Here is an 18,014-nt window from a genome sequence, read left to right as displayed (position 1 = left end):
CAAATCCTTTCTTTACTTTAGAAGGTGATTTGTTATAATGACTTTTGTGTCTTTCGAATGAATATACGTAAGATGTAATAGATATACGGAAAAAGGAAGTGTCTCATCATGAATCAGCAAAAAATCGGCTTCTTTGCGCTCGCGGCAATGGTCATCGGGTCCATGGTCGGTGGAGGAGCTTTTAACCTCCCTGGTGCAATGGCCCAAAGTGCAAGTGCAGGACCTATCCTCATCGGATGGAGTATAACGGGGATCGGAATGATCATGCTCGCGTTAGTATTCCAGCATCTCGCCAATAGTAAACCAGAGCTCGAAGGCGGCATTTATGCCTATGCGCGTGAAGGATTTGGACGTTTTGTCGGCTTTAACAGTGCGTGGGGATACTGGGTATCGGCGTGGATTGGAACGGTTGCGAATATCACGCTCGTGTTTAATGCGATTAGTTATTTCTTCCCGATTTTCGCAGCAGAAAATCGAATATTCCTCCTTTTGATGAGTGTGGTCGTCATTTGGGGATTGTTCTGGCTCGTCTCAAGCGGAATCAAGGAAGCGACACTCGTCAATTTGATTACGACGATTGCAAAGCTCGTTCCGATTTTGATTTTCATCCTTTTAGTAGGAATTGCCTTTAATATCAAAACGTTTAATTTGGATATTTGGGGAGAGGGAACAGAACTCGGTTCGATCTTCGATCAAGTAAAAGGAACGATGCTCGTCACGCTTTGGGCGTTCGTTGGTATTGAAGGGGCAGTCGTCTTGTCGAGTCGTGCTAAAAATCGAAGTGATGTCGGAAAAGCGACGGTAACAGGACTCGTTGGCGTGTTAGTCATCTATATCTTGATTTCTGTTCTATCACTCGGAGTGCTTAGTCAAGAACAACTAGCTGGATTAAAAGAACCGACGATGGCGTATGTATTAGAAGCAGCGATTGGACCAATCGGTGCGACGATCATCATGATCGGTTTGATTATTTCACTATCTGGCGCACTTCTCGGATGGACGATTCTCGCATCAGAAATATCGTATCTTGTGGCGAAAGACGGTGCGTTTCCGAAAGCATTCGCAAAAACGAATCGAAAAGGAGCTCCAGTCGGTGCGCTGTTGATTACACAGATCGCGACACAAGTCGTCGCAGGAATCGCGCTTTTCTCAGCGCAAACCTATCTTGTCTTATCGAGTATCGCCGGGATTTGTGCGTTATTACCGTACCTATTATCAGCGTTGTATAGCATTCGGACATCGCGCGAAGAACGCAATCAGAAAATGTTACTTTTCTCTGTCATCGCATCAGCGTATTCGATTTGGCTCGTCTATGCGTCGGGTATCTGGTACATCGTCATCGCGGCATTAGTCTATGCTCCAGGGATTCTCGCGTACGCGTTAGCAGAGCGAGAACAGCAACGGACGGGCATGTCACGTTATGAGTGGATTGCTAGTATGATCCTCGTTGTCTTAGCAGGAGTAGCCGTTTACGGAATGGTTGTAGGAGAAATTCAGTTGTAAGAAATGATATGCAAAAGAAGTCACGGTGATTGTTATCCACCGTGACTTCTTTTTTGATTAAGGTGCTAAGAATCGTTTTTCGATATCCTGTACAGATAGAGGTTCAGAGAAAATAAACCCTTGCATATGCTGACACGATGTTGTTTTTAGATAATCTAACGCGTGTTCTGTCTCAACACCTTCAGCGACAAGATTCAACTCTAAGTTGTGACCAAGTTGAATGATGGAATCCAGCAAGGCATGGTCATTTTTCGCCAGACCATCAATGAATACTTTATCAATTTTTAATTCGTCGATTGGAAAAGCACTGAGATACTGTAAAGAAGAATAACCGGTACCGAAATCATCGATTGATAAACGGAAGCCGAACGACTTGATGAGGTGCATACGTTCGACCGTTCGTTGCGTCTGTAAAATCGCAATATTCTCTGTCATCTCCAGCGTAACGGAAGATGGTGAAACGAGTCGCTCCGTTACGATATGTTGCAACGTTCGAATAAAAGAGTCACTTTGGAACTGATGCGGTGAAATATTGATTGCCATCGTCAGTTCAGGATTAATCGTCTGTTGCCATTTCGCGAGCTGTTCACATGCTTCAATGATGACCCAGTTGTTGATTGGTGTGATCAGTGAAGCTTCTTCAGCGAGTGGGATGAATTCATCTGGTGGAATACTCCCGAGTGCCGTGTGATTCCAGCGTAATAACGCTTCGAAGCCTTTAACGGCTTGTGTCTGAATTTCAATGATTGGTTGATAAGCAAGATATAGGGATTGATCTTCGAGTGCCGTGAAGAGGGAACGTTCGAGTTGGATTTTCCGTGTGAACTGTGTGTCCATCTCGTGTGTTAAGTACTGAATCGTTCCGGTACCAATTGATTTTCCTGCATATAGAGCAGTTTCAGAGCGGCGGTATAAATCTTCCAGTGTTTTTGCTTCCGACGGATAGACGGTGATCCCGAATGTACAAGAAACGATGAGTGAATGACCGTTAATGTAATAAGGACGCTGCAGTGCTTGTTGTAACTTTCGAGCATACTGAAAAAGTAGATTGCTCGACGGTGCAGGTAACAAGACACCAAACAGATCACTCGTCGGATGAAAAGCAAGTACATCTGTCGTATGTTGCAAAAGACGCGTTGCCATTGCTTGAAGAAGTTGATCGCCGACATGTGTTCCAAACGAATCGTTGATGACTTTGAAACGATCGATATCGAACAAAATGAGTGCAACGGGATCGTGTGATCCAGCAGAGCGGAATAAGGATTCTCCTTCGCGTAAAAATCCACGTTTATTCAATAAATGCGTCATCTCATGATGATGCACTAAAAAATCAAGTTCTTCTTCAAGCGCAGTTGTTTCCGTGATGTCGTTGCCGATGAACAGGTGCTGAAAACGAACGCCGTTCGCATCATAAATTGGAATCAATGTCGCTTGGAGATGTTTTCGTTCGCCCGTTTGCGAAGTGAGGCTAAGGCGACCAGACCAGGCTTTTCGTTCACGAAGTTGTGCACGAATCTCCGAAACGACGGGACTGGATGGGTCTAAGATGAGCGACCATGGTTGGTTGAGAAGCATCTCAGAACAATATCCTGTCACATCGATGAGTTGATCATTCGCGTACGTGATCGTTCCTCGTGCATCGAAGACAGCGACAGAAGCAATCTGATCGAATGCATAGCGCAAATCCATCAATCCTTGGAAGAGTGGTTTCATGTTCGTTTGTTGCTCAGCTGAAGGGATACAGCAAGCAAAAGCGGCAATAACGGTTCCTGTATCATCAAGTAAAGGAGACAGAAGGAGAGTTGATGTTACAGAAGTGCCCGTCTTATGCAATAAGGAGGCATTCGGTAATTGGACCGATTGACGGCGTTCCAAGAAGGCACGCCAAATCTGATGACTGAATGCCATGTCTTCCTGTTCAAGAAGTGGAACAGTCTGATCCACGACTTCTTGTTGTGTCCAGCCCCACTGGCTTTCGGCTAGTTCATTCCAAGAACGGATGGTCAAATCAGTATTCAGGATGAAAGCGGGTAAAGGGAATTCTTGAATGACGACTTCATAGGAATCAATGGTCGAACGATCCATTACGTGCGCACGCTCCTTTATGATGAAAAGAGATGACGGTTCACTTGTCTTGTCTTTTCCCAATATATTCAATTCTTACGCATCGTAATCCTCTAGGTTATACATTTTTTAGATGAAGATTATACAAGAAAATCTGCTATAATGATTTTGAAAGCGTTTTCTAAAGAGCTATAAGGGGGAATCTCGATGAATCAAACAGAGAAAATCATTCAACAGACAGAACAGTTCGGAGCACATAACTACCATCCACTCCCGATCGTCATTTCAGAAGCAGAGGGTGTCTTCGTAACGGATCCGGAAGGACGTCGTTATATGGATATGTTGAGCGCTTACTCAGCTGTCAACCAAGGGCATCGTCATCCGAAAATCATCGAGGCTCTAAAACGACAGGCGGATAAGATCACGTTGACGTCACGCGCCTTCCACAATGATCAACTGGGCTTTTTCTATGAAAAAGTAGCACAACTGACGGGTAAAGACATGGTATTACCGATGAATACAGGTGCGGAAGCTGTTGAGACAGCAGTAAAAGCAGCACGACGCTGGGCATATGAAGTCAAACAAATCCCAGGTGATGCTGAAATCATCGTTTGTGAAGGAAACTTCCATGGTCGGACGATGACAGCCGTCTCAATGTCAACGGAAGCAGAATACCAACGGGGATTTGGACCGCTTCTTCCTGGAATCAAGACAATTCCATACGGCGATCTTGAGGCATTAAAACAGGCGATCACTGAGAATACAGCGGCATTCATCTTGGAACCAATTCAAGGCGAAGCAGGCATCTTAATTCCTTACGATGGTTTCTTAAAAGATGCGCAAGAAGTTTGTCGTGCGCAGAATGTTCTGCTCGTATCGGATGAGATTCAATCTGGACTAGGCCGTTCTGGCAAATGGTTCGCCTCTGATTGGGACGAAGTGACGCCAGATATGTATATCCTCGGTAAAGCACTGGGTGGTGGTGTATTCCCGATCTCATGTGTGGCTGCGAATAAAGATGTCCTTTCCGTCTTCAATCCAGGATCACACGGCTCGACGTTCGGTGGAAATCCACTCGCTTGTGCCGTCTCGATTGCTTCACTTGAAGTATTAGAAGACGAAAAGTTACCGGAACGTTCACTCGAACTCGGTACGTACTTCATGGAGAAATTAAAACAAATCAACAACCCGATGATTAAAGAAGTACGTGGACGTGGATTATTCATTGGTGTTGAATTAACAGAAGCAGCGCGACCATATTGCGAAGCGTTGAAGGAAAAAGGCTTGCTCTGTAAAGAAACACATGAGACAGTCATTCGTTTTGCACCACCGCTCGTCATCACAAAAGAAGAGTTGGATTGGGCGTTCGAACGGATTGAACAAGTATTAGGTGTTTCCGTCGCCCAGTAAAAAGAATAGCTTTAGATTAAACAACAGTGGACAGGACGTTCACTGTTGTTTTTGTTTAGGTAAGTGTCGGTTTTGATACAGGAAACGTTTGAAAATCAGTGACAAGGGAACAGACAACTATCGCAAAAAAAACTTTTAAATGGGGGTAATGGTTATGTCAAACAACAGTGGTCTCAATAAAAAAGTAGATGGTCTCGTCGATAAAGTAGCGGGTAAAGCAAAAGAAGCGCTTGGGAAAGCAACAGGCGATAAATCGACAGAGCGCGAAGGTAAAAAAGATCAAGTAAAAGGCGAGGCGAAGAAAACAGTCGGTAACGTCCAACAAAATTTTGAAGATACAAATCGCCGCTAAGACCGTTGAAATTAAATAGAAAAACCGGACTGGAGAATGACTCTAGTCCGGTTTTTAGCGTCTGCTATAATGAATTTTTATATCAATAAAAAAAGATAATGAATAATTTGTATAAAGGTCTAGTCATTTAGATGTTTATGTGGAATAATAAAAAACGTAAAAGCGTTTACATTGTTCTGTCATTATCGTTTATTCAAGAAAGGGTGAAAGGTATGTTGCAGTTTCTACAACGCATTGGTAAAGCCTTGATGTTACCAATCGCAGTATTACCGGCTGCCGGAATCGTACTCCGATTAGGTTCAGCGGATATGTTAGATATTCCGTTGATGGTAGCAGCAGGAGGGGCTATTTTTGATAACCTGCCATTGATCTTTGCCATTGGTGTCGCGATTGGTCTATCGATCGATGCGAGCGGGGCAGCGGGTCTTGCCGGGGCCATCGGGTATCTCGTCTTAAAGAATGGCGTCGACTCGATGAACAAGGATTATTCCAGCGCACAAATTCAGGCAAAGTATGATGCGATCGCGGCGATCGTCAATGATTCCTCGACCAAGGTCGACGGAGCGACACTTGGTTCGATCGCGAATCAGGCGACACTCGGTTCGACCGTTAATATGGCGGTATTTGGTGGAATCATCGCGGGTATCGTCGCAGGACTTCTATACAATCGGTTCTATAACATTAAGTTACCGGATTGGTTAGCATTCTTTGGTGGTCGTCGTTTCGTTCCAATCATTACATCAGCGGTCATGCTCGTACTTGCTTTCATCTTTGGTTATGTCTGGCCGTTCATCGAGCAAGGCATCAACGGTGCTGGTGAATGGATGGTTGGTCTTGGTGCAGGAGGCGCTGCTCTATTTGGGTTCTTTAACCGTCTCTTGATTCCTGTCGGCTTACACCACGTCTTAAATAATATTTTCTGGTTCGTCTTCGGTTCATATGAAAAAGCAGATGGTACGGTCGCGAATGGTGACATCGCGCGCTTCTTCGCTGGAGATCCGACAGCTGGGATTTATCAAGCGGGCTTCTTCCCAATCATGATGTTCGCCTTACCGGCTGCAGCTTTTGCGATCGTCATGGCTGCGCGTAAGGAAAATCGAAAAGCAGTTGCTGGAGCGATGATTGGTCTTGGATTGACGTCCTTCTTGACAGGTATCACGGAACCGATCGAGTTCTCGTTCATGTTCTTATCACCTGTTTTATATGTCATTCATGCAGTTTTAACAGGTCTATCGATGGCCATCGTTAACTTACTTGGTATTTTACATGGCTTCTCCTTCTCGGCTGGTTTCATTGATTATGCCTTGAACTTCGGGATTGCCACAAAACCATTACTTCTCATCCCGGTTGGTCTCGCGTTCGCGGTCGTCTACTACTTCCTGTTCTACTTCATGATCACGAAATTTGATTTGAAAACACCAGGTCGTGAAGATGAATCGCTCGTCACAGACACGGGAGTCGTTTTGACAGATTCAGACGATAAATATGAGCAACAAGCAGCACGCATCTTTGCGGGACTAAAAGGAACAGAAAATGTCACGTCGATTGACAATTGTGCGACACGTTTACGTCTTCAAGTCAAAGATCCAAACATCATTGACGAAGCAGCGATTAAAGCGGCTGGAGCAAAAGGTGTCATGAAGATGGGGGCGACTAGCGTTCAAATCATCATCGGCACGGACGTCGAGTTCGTTGCGGATGCGATGAAACGACAGAAGTAAAGAAAACGACCTTTCCTGAGCTCAGGAAAGGTCGTTTTGCTGTACGTTCGCAACAGATGCTGTTTTGCTTGAGCGATAAATTGGATAAAAGATTCCGATCAAGATGATGACGATCCCGATCCATTGGGAACTCATCAGATGTTCTCCTAAAATTAAGACGGAACAGATGACTGCTGTCGGTAGTTCAGCCGCTCCAAGTAAAGAAACGCTTGCTGGGGAGAGATGAGGTGCGCCAGCAGCAAATAAGAGCGGTGGTAAAATCAACGCGAACAGACCGAGCGGAATCGCGTATAACAGAAGTCCATTTTCGAAGTTCGCAGACGACAAGAATGTTGTCGGTGGATACATCGTCATGACGAAAGCAAGACCACCTGTCATCATGTAAAAACTTTTCTTAATGACGGGTAAATGATTGGCGATGCGTCCGCTGGCGAGTAAGAAAATCGAGAAGCTGACAGCCGCTCCAAGACCGAATAATGTTCCACGCAGGTCGAGTGGGCTCGAGTAAGCAGCACTCGCAAGAATGGCTCCACCAATCAATAGAATCGCAGACAAGAAGTGTGCGCGAGATGGTAAGCGTCTGAATGCGAGCGCATCGATGATGACTCCGATCCAAGTAAATTGGAATAAGAGAATAATTGCAACGGATGCGGATACGGTTTGAAGACTTTGATAGTACAGATAACCAGTTGTACCACTTGAGATACCGATCAGCATGAGAAGACCAGCTGTTTTGAGATCGAGACGAAGATTTTTCGTAAATAAGGCAAGTCCGAAAATCATCAGCCAGCCGAAGAAAAATTGACTACCTGAAACGGCTGCTGAGTTGAATCCAGCAGCATAAGCGAGTTTGACGATCGTTGAGAGGACACCATAACTGATAGCGCCGATGAGAACGAATAAAGTGGCTTTTGAGCGATGCATGAATAATTTCCCTCCATTTTTAGTAAAAACCACACAAAAAAGGTTGCAACGGGGCCTTGTCCAGGTTTTTTGGACAGGGTTTGGTTGCAACCTGTGTGATTTATTGAGTTGATGTGTCGAGCAAACGATACAGCCGGGTTTTCGTTTGATTATACTGAACGGTCAGCGTATTCCACTTCTTTAATGACGCGGTAGCTTTCCGTGTTAAACGATTTAAATCCGCTGTTGACTCATCAATCTTAACGAAATCCGGTTTTTTCGTCAAGCGTGAAAGCACTTTCTTTTCGGCGTCCATCGCTTGTCGATACGTTTTCGAGAACGTTTGAAACGTCTGCTGGCGTTCCTTGATGATTGTCACTAAGGCAGTTCCTTCTGTTTTTGCTTTACCATCAAGTTGGTTGACAGCATCCTGCAATTCTTCAAGATCAAGTTCAGCGTACGTTTCTTTACGTAACGTTTCTTCTTGTTTCAATAAAGCAAGCCGTTCGTCATTTAAGGCTTCTAATTCCTCTCGTTCATTTTGAGAGCGTTTGATTTCTTCAGCACCTGCATCAAGAACGGCTTGATACGTATTAACTGAAATTTCGTCCTTACGAGCACGTTGATCAGCTAGCGTGAATGCTTTCTCTTCACCTTTGACTTGTTGCTCTAGCTGTTCATGAAGAGAGGTTGGTGAATCGTTGGAACAGGCAGCGAGTCCAAAGCTCGACAGGAACAGTACTGCTACGAATGTTTTTTTCATCTGGATAGTAACTCCTTATAAATTCGAGTGTTGCGCGAAGTTGTACGGAATATGGAAATCTTCATCATAAATCGCGAATTGATAGCCTTTTTTCTGAAGTCCGGCAACAATGGCTGGAAGTGCTTTGATGGCTTGTGGTTGTTCATGTAAGAGAATGATTTCAAACGGACGCTCTGCTCGCCGAATGACTGTATTCGCGACTTCTTTTGCACTATCTTTGTAATACCAGTCCATTGAATCGATCGACCAGTCCCACACACGGAAGTCTGCTGAATGAATGGCAGATGCCATTTTTTTTGTGATGCCTGGATCAGAGCCATAAGGTGGTCGTGTCAAATGTGGTGTTAGCTTCGTCAACTCATGGATTTTCTTCTGAACACTTTGCATCTCTGAGACATACTTTCCTTTTTCGTACAATGTATCGTAATCGTGTGTTTCCCCGTGTAATCCGATATAGTGTCCAGCTTTAGCAGCAGCTTTGACTTCTTGTGGAAAAGCATCTACTTGTGTTCCGAGATAAAAGAAAGTGGCACGAGTCTGAAGTTGATCCAATGTTCGAAGTAAGTCCGGTGTTAATGCGGATGGACCATCCTCGAATGTTAAATAAGCGACTTTTTTCGTCACACCATTCCATTTTTCCACGCGTGCTTTTTCCATATTGACGACAGGCACTTCAATAATGGATTTACCTGTCGTAATGGAATGTTGTTCAGGAGTAAAAACATATCGGAAAGCGACATATCCCCCAACTCCGAGAAAGACCAGTGTGAGAAGTAAGAAAAACCGAGGGAAAAACTTTCTTTTTTTGTACGCGGTCGTGGACCGAGTTCGCTAGCGTGGCTTGAGGTAAATGGATCCATCGTTGTCTGTCGCTCCTTTTGTCAAAAATATCATATACAGATAATGTAACATTCTGACTGTTTCTTTTGTAACAAACAGATGACAAAAAGATGACGGAAAATCGATTTTTCTAAAAAATATTGATTTATTTAGAAAGAGTTTAAAAGAAATAAAAAAACAACCACTAAGTAAGTGATTGTTTCATGTATTATTTAGTGTTCTGTTACAGCACACTCATCGCATTCCGTTTGATAGGATTCACATTGTTCATCCATCTCTTTTCCGCAATGGGCACACGTCTTGACGGGAAGCTCACGATAGAATGCAGCAGATGCTTCTTGGTAAAGGGGTTGTTCCATGTGTTTTTCCTCCTTCAAAGTAAACGCAATGATCTTTTTTCTTGATTTTATTGTATTAGTACAGAAGTTGAACGTCAACTATTGTTTTATAACAGTAGATTCGTTTGAAGTATTGATAGAGGACAATGAAAATAAGACATGCTACGATATCTAAGTAATCTGATAATGATAAGGGGGATTTACACATGACACAGGCAACACTTGATACAATGCGTGTCTTAACAGAAAGACGTTCCGTTCGTCATTACGACGAAACGTTCAAGCTTTCAAAACAGGAAGTAGAAGAACTATTAGAATGGACGACAGCCGCGCCGAGTGCTTGGAATTTGCAACACTGGCATTTCACGGTCTTTCATTCGGAAGAAGCGAAGCAGCAGCTTGCACCGATCGCATACAATCAGCCGGCTATCACTTCGGCTTCAGCAGTCATTGCGATCTTAGGTGATGTTCAAGCTAATCGAAACTACAATCCAGTGTACGGTCCAGCAGTGGAAGCAGGTGGCATGACAGAGGATCTGTTTGATTCGATCAAGGCACAGGTAGAAGGCGCTTATCAAAGTGAGGCGTATGGACGCGACGCGGCTATGTCGAATGCGAGCCTTGCTGCGATGCAATTGATGCTTGCGGCAGAAGCGCGTGGATTATCAACACTCGCAATGGGTGGATTTGATCATCAACGTTTTGCGGAAACGTTCATCACCGAGTCACGGTATGTACCAGTCATGCTGATTGCTGTCGGAAAAGCGGTTGAAGATGCGAAAAAACGTCCGGCACTACGTTTACCGATTGATCGAGTATCAACCTTCCTGTAAGTCATTCAAAATGGGGGAAGCGGGGTGGATTCCCCCATTTTAAATTTTTTATTTTTTTTCAGAAAAAGACTTGTCAGCCTTTTAGTTTCTTGATATATTAATACATGTCCTAGCAAGTACATAACGTACTGCAAACATGATTCTGTAGCTCAGCTGGGAGAGCGCTACCTTGACAGGGTAGAGGTCGCTGGTTCGAGCCCAGTCAGAATCATACCGAAAGCCCGCTTCTCCTTTAAAGGAAAAGCGGGCTTTTTTTTATTATTTCTTTATCTCATCCTCTGTGACCCATTTATGATTTTTCACCATCTCTCCACCGTCCGTTGGTTCATAGTTCACCATATAAACCGTCGTTTCTTTTACTTCGTCAATCGTCGCTTTAGCTCCATCCATACCCTTCATATGATCCGCTTTGACAGTCGCTTCATCACCAACTTGCAGTGGCTTAGTTGGAACGGGATCGAGTTCTTCCTGAATGACCCATTTATGATTTTTCACTATCTTTCCACCAGTAGTCGGTTTGTAACTAATCGCATAGACGACGGTATCATAAGCTCCCGCAATCGTTGCTTTAGCTCCGTTCATTCCATCCATATGATTCGTCGTCAACGTGACGTTGCTTCCTTTCGGATAAGTCGGATCACTGGCTTCCTTTAGACCAGACGGTATCTTTCCATCACTCGAATGCATCATATCTCCATGAGACATGTCGTGTGAGTCGCTATTGCTTCCTTCGTCATTTGAAGCGGATCCGCATGCACCGAGCCAAAGCGTAGAACTAAGAGCCAGTGCGGTTAACGTCAATGATTTTTTCATAATAAAACCCTCCTGAATTCACTAGTCTTTTTTACTATACCCAGCGTATGTGCAAATCGTGTGCAGATGAGGTGACAGTTTTGTTTGTCTGCGTCGATCGCGTTTTTTTTAGCTATACTAAAAGTGGAGAGGAAAAGGAGGAATCGTCATGCGTCGTATTTCATACTCGGTCGGAGGGATCGTGCTTGCGGCATTTTTAATTTGTGGCAGTGTGTTGTTTGGGACGTTGTATTATCAGTTGTCTCAAACACGAACGCAGGAAGTAGTGGACGGTTTACTGAACCGAGGAAATACCCATCGTGATGTCCTTGTCGATTCCTATGACCAAACGACGATGCGCCATGTCAGCATGATGGAAGCAGATTCATCGTTTACTGTAGTGATCACTGATGCAGATGGAAAACGACTCGAAGCGTCACGACCTTTGTCGAATGAGATGAAAAGTGTGCTAGAGCATACGGATTTCGATTACCGTCAACAAGGAAAAATCGTGACGATGCGTGACTTTTTAATGACGGACAGTCCCATCACCATCGACGGGAAACATCAGGGTCATGTCTTCATGTTCGCTTCTAAAGCAATCGTGGATCACGTACTTAATCCGTTGAAACAGCAGTTTTTCCAAGTGGGTCTGCTCGCACTTTTATTAGCAGGTGCGGCAAGCATTTGGACGACCCGACTCATCTCTCGTCCGCTGGTTCAAATGGAAAAAGCGACGGCACGTCTATTAGATGGGGAAGATGGAGCGTTGCCGATTGATCGACAAGACGAACTGGGACAATTGGCGCGTTCGATTCAGCAATTAAAACAAGATCTCGATTTTTTGAATCGGGAACGATCCGAATTTTTAGCAAGCGTATCTCATGAACTACGAACACCATTGACATATATAAAGGGATACGCGGACATTCTCGAACGTCAAACGTTGACGCCGGATGAGCAACAACGCTACGTTACGATCATTCGAGAAGAAAGTCAGCAAATGAATGAATGGATTGAGCAATTATTTTGGTTAGCACGCATTGATGCGAATGCTTTTATGATGGAACGAAAACCTGTCGATGTCGAAGACTTGATTCATCAAGTGATACGATTGATGCGCCTGGACATCGAACAAGAAAATGTTTCGTTCGAGATAGAAGGTGAGCGAATAGAAGTGATGGGTGACGCTCAGCAGCTCCGCCAGATGATCGTGAATATTGTTGAAAATGCACGGCGACATACGACGTCGGGAAAAATTATCGTTCGTTATGGTGTCAACGCAGTAGGGGCTTTCATTCAAATCGAAGATACAGGAGAAGGGATCGCTGCAGAATCTTTACCTCATGTAACGAAACGGCTCTACCGAACGGAAGCATCTCGTTCTCGAAAACATGGAGGAACTGGAATCGGACTCTCCATCGTTGAAGCAATTGCTCAGACACATGGAGCAGAATTGAACATCAAGAGTCAGCTTGGACATGGAACACAAGTGACACTGCAGTGGAAGGAGAAATAAAATGCCGCATGTATTGATCGTAGATGATGAACCAAGAATGCTTGAACTGCTCAAACTGTATATTCAGCCGTATGGGTACACGTGTCAGCTTGTGGATTCTGCGCAACAAGCTCTTGATCTCTGCCGTCAGCACGTATTCGACCTGATTTTACTAGATGTCATGATGCCGGATATGGATGGCTGGACATGTTGTCGTCTCATTCGAGAACACTCTAACATCCCAATCTTGATGGTTACGGCTCGGAATCAGCGGGAAGACATCATTCGGACACGAGAAGTAGGAGCGAATGATTACATATCAAAACCGATTCAAGAAGGGGAACTGATCGGGCGAATGGAAGTTTTATTACAGCAACAGTATGATGGTCTATCCTATGACCGGGAAAGCTATCGTTGTAGTTACCTCCAACAAAAGATTTCGTTAACGAAGACGGAGTTTGAGTTGTTAGGTGTATTTTTAGATTCTCCACGACGTGTTTGGACACGCGATCAACTAACGACGATGTTATGGGGAGCGGAAGCGTCTGTAGACGAGCGGACGATCGACTCGCATATCAGACATTTAAGAGAAAAACTACGTGTTTGCGGTTTTCCGATTGAACAGCATCTCGAAACAGTTCGCGGAATCGGATACCGATGGACACACCAATAAAGGGGAAAATCAAAACATGACGACACTCTATTTCGTACGGCACGCACACTCGACATATTCACCAGATGAACGGAAACGGCCACTTTCCGATAAAGGACGAGCAGATGCGATACGTTTACTTGAAACGTTTCAAGAAATTCCAATCGACAGGTTCTACAGCAGCCCGTATCAACGGGCGATCGAGACGATTGCACCGCTTGCGGAGGCACGTCAACAACCAATCATTGAGGTAGAGGAACTACGAGAGCGATTGTTAGCACCGGGAGAGCTTGACGATTTTCAAGCAGCGGTCACATATGTATGGCAACATCCGAATGAAAATCCGTATGGAGGCGAAACGAACAACGGAGCGTCGCAACGCATTCGGCCATTCATCGACGAACTAGTGGAGAAGCATCCTGACGAAATAGTCGTTCTTGGAACACACGGAAACATCATGGTGTTACTCTTAGAAACATTTGATTCGACGTTTGATTACGCATTTTGGAAATCCTTACCAATGCCAGCCGTATGTCGAATGGATGTGAGATTAGGAGAAAAGGCGGACATTCATGTCGTACCACTTTTGACGAATACAAAGTAAAAAAAGAGACGGAACTGATGAGTGAATCAGTTTCCGTCTCTTTTGTAATTGGAGAAATCTTAAGGCGTAGGAACAGCACCTTCATGTTTTCGGATCAAATCAGCTGTTAATTGACCGGACAAGGTGACCATTGGTACACCGCCGCCTGGATGTGTCGACCCACCAACGAAATAAAGTCCTTCGTACAAGTCACTCTTCGATGGAATCTTGAATCCACCATTTTTCTTCCGATCGGCTGCGACACCATAAATCGATCCACCGTTTGGACCGTATAATTCTTTCAAATCCTCTGGGGTAAAGCGATATTCAAACTCGATCGATTCCCGAAGTCCATGAAGTCCCATCCGCTCCAGTTTATCGAGAACGACTTCGCGGTACGCATCCCAGTCGACCTCACCTTTTTGAAGTGTTAGCGGTGGAACGTGTGTCAAGACGAATAAGTTATCCTTCCCTTCAGGAGCTTGGGAAGCGTCGGATTTTGACGAGACACCGACATAAATCGTTGGATCCTCTGGAGGAGTACCTTCTTTGAACATTTGGGCGAATTCACGCTCTGGATTTTCTGAGAAAAAGAAATTATGATGCGCTAGCCCGCGATACTCACGATTTACACCGAGCAATAGGACAAGACCTGAAACGGAAGGGGCAAACGACGCTTGTAATTTTTTTGCCTGTTTCCGGGCTTTTTTCTCCGGAACGATCCGTTCGTAAGTCGGGATGACCTCAAGGTTTGAGACGACGATGTCGGCTGCATGGAATGTTCCGTTTGATAGAACGCCCACCGCTTTTTTATTTTCAAGGACGATTTGTTCAACGGGGGAGTTGAGGTGAACTGTGACACGGAGCTCATCAAGTAACCGTTTCATGGCACGCGCGATTTGGTACATCCCACCTTTGACATAATAGATACCGAGACCCATTTGAACATAAATCATCTGATTGAAGACAGCAGGTGCCTGATATGGGTTGGAACCGACATACATGACCATATAGTTGAATAGCTGTTCGAGATACGGATCATTGAGATGTTTTTTGGTTCCGGTCGCAACGGTATTCATCGGGTCCATCTTTAATAAATCAGACATCGTATGGTATTTTTTTAAGTCCTTTAAATCTTCAAGACTGTATTTATAAAAACTGTCGAGGCACAAGTCGTACATTTGTTTGGAGTACCGGAACAATTCGACAAAATCAGCCCGTGACGAGACGTGCTCGACTTCTTCGAGCATTCCAGGTAAGTCACCTTTGACATCGATTTTTGTTCCATCCTCAAAGAATGTACGCCATTGCGGTTCAATGCGCTCGATTTCTAAGTAATCATCCAAGTTACGATGAACGCTTGAGAAGAGTTGTTCGAGTACCCAAGGCATCGTTAAGATAGAAGGACCGGTATCGAAAGTAAATCCCTTTCCACTACGTTGATTCAGTTTCCCTCCAACGTTCGCATTCTTTTCAAGCATCGTGACTGCATAACCATCTCCAGCCAAACGAATGGCAGCAGACATACCAGCAAGACCAGCTCCAATGACGATTGCACGTTTCTTCAAATGGATCACTTCTCCTTTAGTAGATGAATGGAATCAATCGTTTTCGTTTTGCAGCCCATACCGTATAGGCGGGTCCAAAACCTTTCGTTAACATCGCTTCTTCGATTCGAATCCGGTAGAGCAAGAAAATGAACATCAGAAGTCCGGAGAGAATGAAAAGTCCGAACTGACCGGTGAACAGGGGGAAGCTCATCGTAATCAACAACAACCCACTGTATAACGGGTGACGTAAAAAGCGATAGGGACCGCTACTGACGAGCTGATCACCAGACGCCACGACGACATGACGAGTGAACTGTTGTTTTAAGTGGAGAATTCCCCATAGGCGTAAGGAAACACCACACCATAATAAAATGCATGAAGAGATGCGCATGACAGAAGAAACAGTTTCATTCGCAAAGAGGAAAGCGCAGACGATCGTTCCGCTTAGGACAAGGAAAATCAAATAAAAACTAACTTGTTCTGCTGCGCCTGACTTAGACTCGGAGCGATTCCGGAAACGAATCATCTCGCCAATCCAGCAGATGCTACCGATACTGAAAATCCATTCCCAAAGTGACACGTACGCTACTCCTTTCTACATCAGAATCATGTTTCGAAAACGCATACATCGTTATTTACCCATTGTAATTCGTCCTTAAGCTACATTTAGAAAACTTCAGAAATACTTCATTTTCATGACAAGCATTCCGAAAGAACCATGTTTGAAAAAAAGAATGGTATTCTAATCTAAAATATGGAATGTAAATATTATTAGATGGAGTGAAAATCGAAAATGAAGAGAAAACAGATATTCATCATGACATTGGCAGTGATAGCTACGGTTACGTCCACGACGACTTACATACCAGCAGTCGATGCATCAACATCTTCTTATCGTCAAGCCAAGACATCCCTTCATTTACGTCAAGGGGCATCACTCGAGCAACCGAGTCTTACGGTTATTCCAACAGGGATCTATGTGACGGAACTGTCGAAAGTCGGTACCTGGTCAAAAGTACAATATGGTACGAAGATTGGTTATGCGAGCACAAAATATCTACTAACGGATGAACAAATCGGTGGAAAACGGATCGGTCATACTCTCATCGCGAATAAGAACTTAGCGCTCCGCTCGACATACGCTCCTGGTGAGAATCAACAAGCAAGAGCAGCGTTTGAGAAAATGCGTGTAGCGGCTAAAAAAGAGGGAATTACGCTCGTTGCATTTAGTACTTATCGCTCCTATGCCTATCAAAAAACGTTGTTTGATAAATATGTTGCGCGTGATGGATATGAGAAGGCGAGTACGTATAGTGCGGAACCCGGGAAAAGTGAACACCAAACAGGTCTTGCGTTTGATATCGGAGGCGCTGATTCAACAAAATACGCCACGTTCAGCTTTTCAAAAACAAAAGAGGCAAAATGGTTGTTTGCGAATGCTCACCGCTACGGCTTCCATCTCCGTTATCCATCTGGTAAAGAATCTTGGACGGGTTATACGTATGAGAGCTGGCACTATCGGTATGTCGGAGCAACGCTTGCCGCTCGTCTAAAAGTCAGTGGATTAACAATGGAGGAGTATTTCCACCTCGCACCATGGAAACCAGTAAAGGTTTCGACTCCTTAAAAACATGGTAAATAGAGGATGTTGGCTTAGTCCGTTATTCGTCTCGGGTGAAAGAGGTGGAACGAATGGCAAAAAAAGATGCGAAACATCACATCATGACGTTTACGTTCAAAGAAGAAGCGACATCCTATCAAGTATTTAGTGAATTGAAGAAATATCATGCACGAGGTCAAGTCGATTTCGAACAGGTTGCCGTCATCAAGCGAAATGAGAATGGTGCTTTTTCGTTTGAAGATGCTGTAGACCTAAGCGGATCGAATCGCGCCGTCAAAGGCTCATTGATTGGAATGGCCGTTGGTATCTTAGGTGGACCATTTGGCATCTTGCTTGGTTCGATGACGGGTATGCTGATTGGTGGATCGAAAGACATGAAGGAAAATCAAGAAATCCAAGAAACGTTCAAACGAACACTCGGTGTCATTCCACCTGGACAAACAGGAATTATCGCGATCGGTGAAGAGTTTGAACCATCCGTTCTTGACGGATTAGTAGCGCAACATGATGGTACATTAGAACGAACGGATGAACAGTTAGAGTCGTAAGCCTGATAGAACGAAAGGGGCCTATCGCTTGGATCGCGATAGG

18 protein-coding genes and 1 tRNA gene are annotated in these 18,014 nt (G+C 44.4%); 11 read left to right on the top strand and 8 right to left on the bottom strand.

Annotated elements, in window-relative coordinates; genetic code table 11:
• Window positions 1–105: 105 nt before the first annotated feature.
• Window positions 106–1,503, top strand: coding sequence for a basic amino acid/polyamine antiporter (locus N179_RS12605; protein ID WP_200934658.1), 1,398 nt, complete (start codon window positions 106–108; stop codon window positions 1,501–1,503).
• Between the two features lie 57 nt (window positions 1,504–1,560).
• On the opposite strand, the gene N179_RS12600 is transcribed toward N179_RS12605, so the two are convergent.
• Window positions 1,561–3,588 carry an EAL domain-containing protein gene (locus N179_RS12600; protein ID WP_055966617.1) on the bottom strand — a complete coding sequence of 676 codons (2,028 nt, stop codon included), beginning with the start codon at window positions 3,586–3,588 and terminating at the stop codon, window positions 1,561–1,563.
• A 186-nt stretch (window positions 3,589–3,774) separates the two neighbouring features.
• Here N179_RS12600 and N179_RS12595 point away from each other — a divergent pair, with 186 nt between their 5' ends.
• The 3 genes from N179_RS12595 to nagE all read left to right on the top strand — a co-directional run bounded on the left by N179_RS12595 (window position 3,775) and on the right by nagE (window position 7,050).
• Entirely contained in the window at window positions 3,775–4,977 is a 1,203-nt protein-coding gene (locus tag N179_RS12595) for an ornithine--oxo-acid transaminase (protein ID WP_023467138.1), read from the top strand.
• Between the two features lie 154 nt (window positions 4,978–5,131).
• Window positions 5,132–5,329, top strand: coding sequence for a CsbD family protein (locus N179_RS12590; RefSeq protein ID WP_023467139.1), 198 nt, complete (start codon window positions 5,132–5,134; stop codon window positions 5,327–5,329).
• 212 nt (window positions 5,330–5,541) lie between these two features.
• On the top strand, window positions 5,542–7,050 hold the full coding sequence (gene nagE / locus N179_RS12585) for an N-acetylglucosamine-specific PTS transporter subunit IIBC (RefSeq protein ID WP_035398909.1): 1,509 nt from the start codon (window positions 5,542–5,544) through the stop codon (window positions 7,048–7,050).
• Between the two features lie 21 nt (window positions 7,051–7,071).
• Here the strand turns inward: nagE and N179_RS12580 are convergent, their stop codons facing one another.
• The 4 genes from N179_RS12580 to yhfH all read right to left on the bottom strand — a co-directional run bounded on the left by N179_RS12580 (window position 7,072) and on the right by yhfH (window position 9,915).
• Window positions 7,072–7,974: an EamA family transporter gene (locus tag N179_RS12580; RefSeq protein ID WP_035398907.1), complete on the bottom strand. Its 903-nt coding sequence runs from the start codon at window positions 7,972–7,974 to the stop codon at window positions 7,072–7,074.
• A 100-nt stretch (window positions 7,975–8,074) separates the two neighbouring features.
• Entirely contained in the window at window positions 8,075–8,716 is a 642-nt protein-coding gene (locus N179_RS12575) for a YkyA family protein (RefSeq protein WP_052017209.1), read from the bottom strand.
• Window positions 8,717–8,731: 15 nt separating this feature from the next.
• The gene (locus N179_RS12570; RefSeq protein ID WP_235515858.1) at window positions 8,732–9,358 is read right to left on the bottom strand and encodes a polysaccharide deacetylase family protein; all 627 of its coding nucleotides are present in this window, start codon (window positions 9,356–9,358) and stop codon (window positions 8,732–8,734) included.
• Window positions 9,359–9,768: 410 nt separating this feature from the next.
• Complete coding sequence (yhfH, locus tag N179_RS12565) at window positions 9,769–9,915, bottom strand: protein YhfH (RefSeq protein ID WP_064505459.1); 147 nt, start codon at window positions 9,913–9,915, stop codon at window positions 9,769–9,771.
• A 185-nt stretch (window positions 9,916–10,100) separates the two neighbouring features.
• Between yhfH and N179_RS12560 the strand changes: the two genes are divergently transcribed.
• Both N179_RS12560 and N179_RS12555 read left to right on the top strand, forming a co-directional pair.
• Window positions 10,101–10,727 carry a nitroreductase family protein gene (locus N179_RS12560; RefSeq protein ID WP_035398905.1) on the top strand — a complete coding sequence of 209 codons (627 nt, stop codon included), beginning with the start codon at window positions 10,101–10,103 and terminating at the stop codon, window positions 10,725–10,727.
• Window positions 10,728–10,865: 138 nt separating this feature from the next.
• A tRNA-Val gene (locus N179_RS12555) sits at window positions 10,866–10,938 on the top strand.
• Between the two features lie 47 nt (window positions 10,939–10,985).
• Here the strand turns inward: N179_RS12555 and N179_RS12550 are convergent.
• Entirely contained in the window at window positions 10,986–11,540 is a 555-nt protein-coding gene (locus N179_RS12550; RefSeq protein ID WP_035398904.1) for a YdhK family protein, read from the bottom strand.
• Window positions 11,541–11,688: 148 nt separating this feature from the next.
• On the opposite strand from N179_RS12550, the gene N179_RS12545 reads away from it, so the two are divergent.
• From N179_RS12545 to N179_RS12535, 3 genes are read left to right on the top strand one after another with little or no spacing between them, the layout of a single operon-like run.
• A complete protein-coding gene (locus tag N179_RS12545) occupies window positions 11,689–13,038 on the top strand; it encodes a HAMP domain-containing sensor histidine kinase (protein ID WP_035398902.1) in 1,350 nt (449 codons plus the stop codon).
• A gap of 1 nt (window position 13,039) precedes the next feature.
• On the top strand, window positions 13,040–13,690 hold the full coding sequence (locus tag N179_RS12540) for a response regulator transcription factor (protein ID WP_023467148.1): 651 nt from the start codon (window positions 13,040–13,042) through the stop codon (window positions 13,688–13,690).
• Window positions 13,691–13,706: 16 nt separating this feature from the next.
• The gene (locus N179_RS12535; RefSeq protein ID WP_075642970.1) at window positions 13,707–14,273 is read left to right on the top strand and encodes a histidine phosphatase family protein; all 567 of its coding nucleotides are present in this window, start codon (window positions 13,707–13,709) and stop codon (window positions 14,271–14,273) included.
• Between the two features lie 59 nt (window positions 14,274–14,332).
• Here the strand turns inward: N179_RS12535 and N179_RS12530 are convergent, their stop codons facing one another.
• Both N179_RS12530 and N179_RS12525 read right to left on the bottom strand, forming a co-directional pair.
• Window positions 14,333–15,820, bottom strand: coding sequence for a phytoene desaturase family protein (locus N179_RS12530; RefSeq protein ID WP_023467150.1), 1,488 nt, complete (start codon window positions 15,818–15,820; stop codon window positions 14,333–14,335).
• 16 nt (window positions 15,821–15,836) lie between these two features.
• Entirely contained in the window at window positions 15,837–16,382 is a 546-nt protein-coding gene (locus N179_RS12525; protein WP_023467151.1) for a methyltransferase family protein, read from the bottom strand.
• 213 nt (window positions 16,383–16,595) lie between these two features.
• On the opposite strand from N179_RS12525, the gene N179_RS12520 reads away from it, so the two are divergent.
• Complete coding sequence (locus tag N179_RS12520) at window positions 16,596–17,429, top strand: M15 family metallopeptidase (protein WP_035398898.1); 834 nt, start codon at window positions 16,596–16,598, stop codon at window positions 17,427–17,429.
• 65 nt (window positions 17,430–17,494) lie between these two features.
• Window positions 17,495–17,971: a hypothetical protein gene (locus N179_RS12515; RefSeq protein ID WP_035398896.1), complete on the top strand. Its 477-nt coding sequence runs from the start codon at window positions 17,495–17,497 to the stop codon at window positions 17,969–17,971.
• Window positions 17,972–18,014: the final 43 nt, after the last annotated feature.

It is taken from the genome of Exiguobacterium indicum HHS 31, from assembly GCF_001939065.1.
GTDB classification, from domain to species: domain Bacteria; phylum Bacillota; class Bacilli; order Exiguobacteriales; family Exiguobacteriaceae; genus Exiguobacterium_A; species Exiguobacterium_A indicum.
The sequence above is the reverse complement of the archived record's forward strand: the minus strand, read 5'-3'. Positions and strand labels throughout refer to the sequence as shown.

What these genes read in the sequence shown, in the direction of transcription:
- N179_RS12600 (WP_055966617.1), bottom strand. Translation starts at nt 3,588, where the DNA reads ATGGATCGTTCGACCATTGATTCCTATGAAGTCGTCATTCAAGAATTC.
- N179_RS12595 (WP_023467138.1), top strand. Translation starts at nt 3,775, where the DNA reads ATGAATCAAACAGAGAAAATCATTCAACAGACAGAACAGTTCGGAGCA.
- N179_RS12590 (WP_023467139.1), top strand. Translation starts at nt 5,132, where the DNA reads ATGTCAAACAACAGTGGTCTCAATAAAAAAGTAGATGGTCTCGTCGAT.
- nagE (WP_035398909.1), top strand. Translation starts at nt 5,542, where the DNA reads ATGTTGCAGTTTCTACAACGCATTGGTAAAGCCTTGATGTTACCAATC.
- N179_RS12580 (WP_035398907.1), bottom strand. Translation starts at nt 7,974, where the DNA reads ATGCATCGCTCAAAAGCCACTTTATTCGTTCTCATCGGCGCTATCAGT.
- N179_RS12575 (WP_052017209.1), bottom strand. Translation starts at nt 8,716, where the DNA reads ATGAAAAAAACATTCGTAGCAGTACTGTTCCTGTCGAGCTTTGGACTC.
- yhfH (WP_064505459.1), bottom strand. Translation starts at nt 9,915, where the DNA reads ATGGAACAACCCCTTTACCAAGAAGCATCTGCTGCATTCTATCGTGAG.
- N179_RS12560 (WP_035398905.1), top strand. Translation starts at nt 10,101, where the DNA reads ATGACACAGGCAACACTTGATACAATGCGTGTCTTAACAGAAAGACGT.
- N179_RS12550 (WP_035398904.1), bottom strand. Translation starts at nt 11,540, where the DNA reads ATGAAAAAATCATTGACGTTAACCGCACTGGCTCTTAGTTCTACGCTT.
- N179_RS12545 (WP_035398902.1), top strand. Translation starts at nt 11,689, where the DNA reads ATGCGTCGTATTTCATACTCGGTCGGAGGGATCGTGCTTGCGGCATTT.
- N179_RS12540 (WP_023467148.1), top strand. Translation starts at nt 13,040, where the DNA reads ATGCCGCATGTATTGATCGTAGATGATGAACCAAGAATGCTTGAACTG.
- N179_RS12535 (WP_075642970.1), top strand. Translation starts at nt 13,707, where the DNA reads ATGACGACACTCTATTTCGTACGGCACGCACACTCGACATATTCACCA.
- N179_RS12520 (WP_035398898.1), top strand. Translation starts at nt 16,596, where the DNA reads ATGAAGAGAAAACAGATATTCATCATGACATTGGCAGTGATAGCTACG.
- N179_RS12515 (WP_035398896.1), top strand. Translation starts at nt 17,495, where the DNA reads ATGGCAAAAAAAGATGCGAAACATCACATCATGACGTTTACGTTCAAA.